This is a genomic window from Kitasatospora sp. NPDC059817 (genome assembly GCF_042731835.1).
Taxonomy (GTDB): domain Bacteria; phylum Actinomycetota; class Actinomycetes; order Streptomycetales; family Streptomycetaceae; genus Kitasatospora.
In genome coordinates this window covers 1-3,722 of sequence record NZ_JBHWIR010000175.1, presented here as the reverse complement: position 1 = coordinate 3,722, position 3,722 = coordinate 1, and the positions used below count along the sequence as shown (strand labels likewise).

At 72.4% G+C, this 3,722-nt stretch carries 3 protein-coding genes; 1 reads left to right on the top strand and 2 read right to left on the bottom strand.

The window, feature by feature from the left end; all coding sequences use genetic code 11:
* Nucleotides 1-1,541, bottom strand: a 1,541-nt coding sequence (locus ACFV61_RS28405; RefSeq protein ID WP_380494655.1) for a choice-of-anchor A family protein, incomplete at its 3' end; no start/stop codon positions are given.
* 174 nt (nucleotides 1,542-1,715) lie between these two features.
* Nucleotides 1,716-2,198: a MarR family winged helix-turn-helix transcriptional regulator gene (locus ACFV61_RS28400; RefSeq protein ID WP_063348015.1), complete on the bottom strand. Its 483-nt coding sequence runs from the start codon at nucleotides 2,196-2,198 to the stop codon at nucleotides 1,716-1,718.
* Nucleotides 2,199-2,320: 122 nt separating this feature from the next.
* Between ACFV61_RS28400 and ilvA the strand changes: the two genes are divergently transcribed.
* Complete coding sequence (ilvA, locus tag ACFV61_RS28395; protein ID WP_063348014.1) at nucleotides 2,321-3,532, top strand: threonine ammonia-lyase; 1,212 nt, start codon at nucleotides 2,321-2,323, stop codon at nucleotides 3,530-3,532.
* Nucleotides 3,533-3,722: the final 190 nt, after the last annotated feature.

Below are 3,722 nucleotides of genomic sequence, written 5' to 3'. Positions count from 1 at the left end.
GTTCCGGTGGTTTGGAGGCCGGGGACGCCGTTGGTCTCGTGCCACAGCTGGAAGGTCGCGCCGGCCAGGGGTTGTCCGGCGGCGGAGTCGACCTTGGTCACGCTGGTGGACCCGGTCTCGACGATCGGGGACTTGGTGTCCTGGACGGTGACCGGGACGTTCTGCCCGTTCGTGTCGAGGACCACGGTCGTCACCGCGGGCTGCGGCAGGTCGTAACCGGGGGGTGCGGCGGTCTCCTGCCAGTAGTAGGTGCCGAGCGGGAGACCGGCGGTGGAGCAGACGCCGTTCGCCCCGGTGGTGCAGGGGGCGCCCACCTCGGTGTCCGGGGTGGCCCCCGAGGTCTGGAGGCCGGGGACGCCGTTGGTCTCACGCCACAGCTGGAAGGTGGCCCCCGCCAGGGGCTGCCCCGTGACGGAGTCGACCTTCGTCACGCTGGTCGAGGCGGTGGGAGCGGGACTTCCGCACGCCGGAAGATCGCCGTTGAAGGGGTAGGCGTGGAACTCGGTCCCGGTCATCCCCGAGCCGGAGTTCTGCAGCAGCGAACCGGTGGTGAAGAACCGTCCGTTCAGACCGGGCAGGCTCATGGTGGCGGTGCTGGCCGGGTTGCCGACCAGCACACTGCCCTGGAACTGCCCCGATCCCTTGAGCGTGACGGACGTCGCGGCGGGGAAGTTCCACAGGAGGCGCTCGCGCAGCCGGTTCCAGGGGTCGGTGTCCTGGAGGCTCCCGCTGTAGGTGTTGATGGTGCGGGCGCCGCCCACGAGGTTGACGAGCACCGTCGCGTTCGCGGGGATGCCGGCGAACGCGATGCCCTGGGTGGAGCCTCCGTTCCCGGCGATGTCGAAGTCGACGTTGAAGACCTGGAGTGCGGAGGTGCCGTCACCGGTGAACAGGGTCTGGAACCCCTGGTTGACCGCGGTTCCGGTGGAGGGGCGGGGTGTGCCGACCCCGGCGTAGCACTCGCTCGCCGTCTGCAGCTGGCCGCGCAGCGGCGTGTAGGCGGCCACGGCCTGCGCTTCCTGGACCTTCGTACCGACGATGGTGCCCGTGGCCGTGCCCGCGTAGCGGACGACGCCGCCCTCCGCCAGGAGCCTCTGCCCCGGGGCCACCGTGACGTTGCCTCCGGCGGTGAGGAAGTCGGCGCCGTCCGGCGGGGGGACCCGTGAGCCGACGCCGACGATGCCGATGTTGTAGACGGAGCTGGCTCCCGGGGCTTTGTTCAGGTCGAAGTTGCCGAGGGTCACCACGTGCCCCTCGGCCTCCGCGGCGGAACCGCCGACGTTGAAGTCGCCGCCGACGAAGATGTTGATTCCGGCGTCGCGGCCTGCGAAGGGACCGTTGTTGACCGGGGGGAACGTCGCGGGACAGTCCGCACCCAGGCACGGCCCGAGGCCGCCCGGGAGACCGGCCGCGTACGCGGCCGGTGGTGCGACGAGTGACATGCCGAAGGGCACGAGCGTCAGGGCCAGGACGGAACCCACCGTCCTGCCGAGTCGGCGTCTCCAGGTGACGGTGGTCACCGGGTTCTGACTGGGCTTCACCTCAGTCCTCTCACCATGTGGACCCAATGGGGCCCTCGGAGTGTTCCGGGCTGGAGGGCCGAGCATCACGACTCACTGGTGTTGTCATCTGAAAATCGTGTTAATGCACCCGTTCGGCTGTGTGTCGACGGCCGATCGGTCCGGGCGCGAGGGACGGCCTCCGGCCGTCGGCGGTCACTGGCCCTGCTGGTCCGCCGTGTACGACTCCATCGCGTGGTTGAAGCGGGCCAGCAGGGCGCAGAACGCCTGCTGCTCCTCGGGCGGCCAGTCGGCCGTCAGGCGGCGGGTCAACTCGGCCCGCCCGTCGCGGACTTCGGCCAGTCGGCCGGAGCCGACCGGGGTCAGTGCGAGGCGTACGGCGCGGCGGTCGGCCGGGTCCTGGACCCGGCCGACCAGCCCGCCCGCGACCAGCGGGGCGACCTGCCGGGTCACCGTGGAGGAGTCGACGCCGAGCGACTCGGCCAGCGCCTTGACGTTGGCGGGCCCGTGCCGCTCCAGGCGGTCGAGCAGCAGGTAGGCGGCCCGGTCCAGCGCGCCGAGACCGCCGCCGGTGGTCCGGACCTGGTCCATCCGGCGGGCGAACACCGCCAGCTGGTACTGGAGTCGGGCGTGCACGGGGTCGGTGCGGTCGGTGGCCTGGGGCGAGGTCGTCGTCATCGCGGCTCACGATCGTCGTGCGGTGAGGGAGGCTCAGAAGCAGCAGCGTACGCGGGCGGAGCGGGCCCGGGAACAGCCCCGACGTCCCGGATTGCCGGTGTCGACCACCGTAGGCTGGCGTTATGCACAACTGGCCGGTCACCCTCGACGACGTCCGCGGCGCCCAGAAGATGCTCGCCGGAATCGCCCGGGTGACGCCGATGGAGGGCAGCCGGTACCTGTCCGGGCTGATCGGCGCGCCGGTCCACCTGAAGTGCGAGAACCTCCAGCGCACCGGTTCGTTCAAGCTGCGCGGCGCGTACGTGCGGATCGCCGGGCTCTCGCCGGTGCAGCGGGCCGGCGGGGTGGTGGCGGCGAGCGCGGGCAACCACGCGCAGGGGGTGGCGCTGGCGGCCGCGCTGCTGGGGGTGCACTCGACCGTGTTCATGCCGGTCGCGGCGCCGCTGCCCAAGGTCGCGGCGACCCGGGAGTACGGCGCGCAGGTGCGGCTGCACGGCGCCACGGTGGACGAGGCGTTGCAGGCCGCGCAGCGGTACTCGGAGGCGACCGGCGCGGTGTTCATCCACCCCTTCGACCACTGGGACGTGGTCACCGGCCAGGCCACCGTCGGACTGGAGATCCTGGAGCAGTGCCCCGAGGTGCGGACCATCCTGGTCGGGGTGGGCGGCGGCGGCCTGCTGGCCGGGATCGCGGCGGCGGTCAAGCCGCTGCGGCCGGACGTCCGGGTGGTGGGGGTGCAGGCGGCGGGCGCGGCCGCGTACCCGCCCTCGCTGGCGGCCGGGCGGCCGGTGTCACTGGAGCACTACGCCACGATGGCCGACGGGATCATGGTCGGCCGGCCCGGGGACATCCCGTTCGAGGTGATCAACTCGCTGGCGGACGGCGTCCGGACGGTCTCCGAGGACGCGCTGTCGCGGGCCCTGCTGCTCGGCCTGGAGCGGTTGAAACTGGTGGTCGAACCGGCCGGGGCGGCCCCGATCGCGGCGCTGCTGGAGCAGCCGGACTCCTTCGAGGGGCCGGTGGTGGCCGTGCTGTCCGGCGGCAACATCGACCCGCAGCTGATGCAGCGGGTGCTGCGGCACGGGCTGGCGGCGGCCGGCCGGTACCTGTCGCTGCGGGTGCGGCTGGCGGACAAGCCGGGCTCGCTGGCCGACCTGCTGGGGGTGCTGACCAGGCTGGACGCCAACGTGCTGGACGTCGCGCACGTGCGGATCGACCCGCGGCTGGGGCTGACCGAGGTCGAGGTGGACCTGCACCTGGAGACCAAGGGGCCGGAGCACTGCGCGGCCGTGGTCGGCGAGCTGCGGGACGCGGGGTACGTCGTTTCCAGCTGAGTTCGGAAGGCGCCTCAGGCGCTTGGGGGGCCGGGTGTCTCGGGCGCCGGACGGTGCGGGGCGGGCGTCGGTGGATCTCGGCGGATCTCGGTGGATGATGCTCCTATGGGTTGTCAAGCGGTGGTGAGCCATTCGCGGTAGGCGTTGGCGAGGTCGTCGTTTCGGCGGGTGCCGCGTTCGAGGGTGGAGA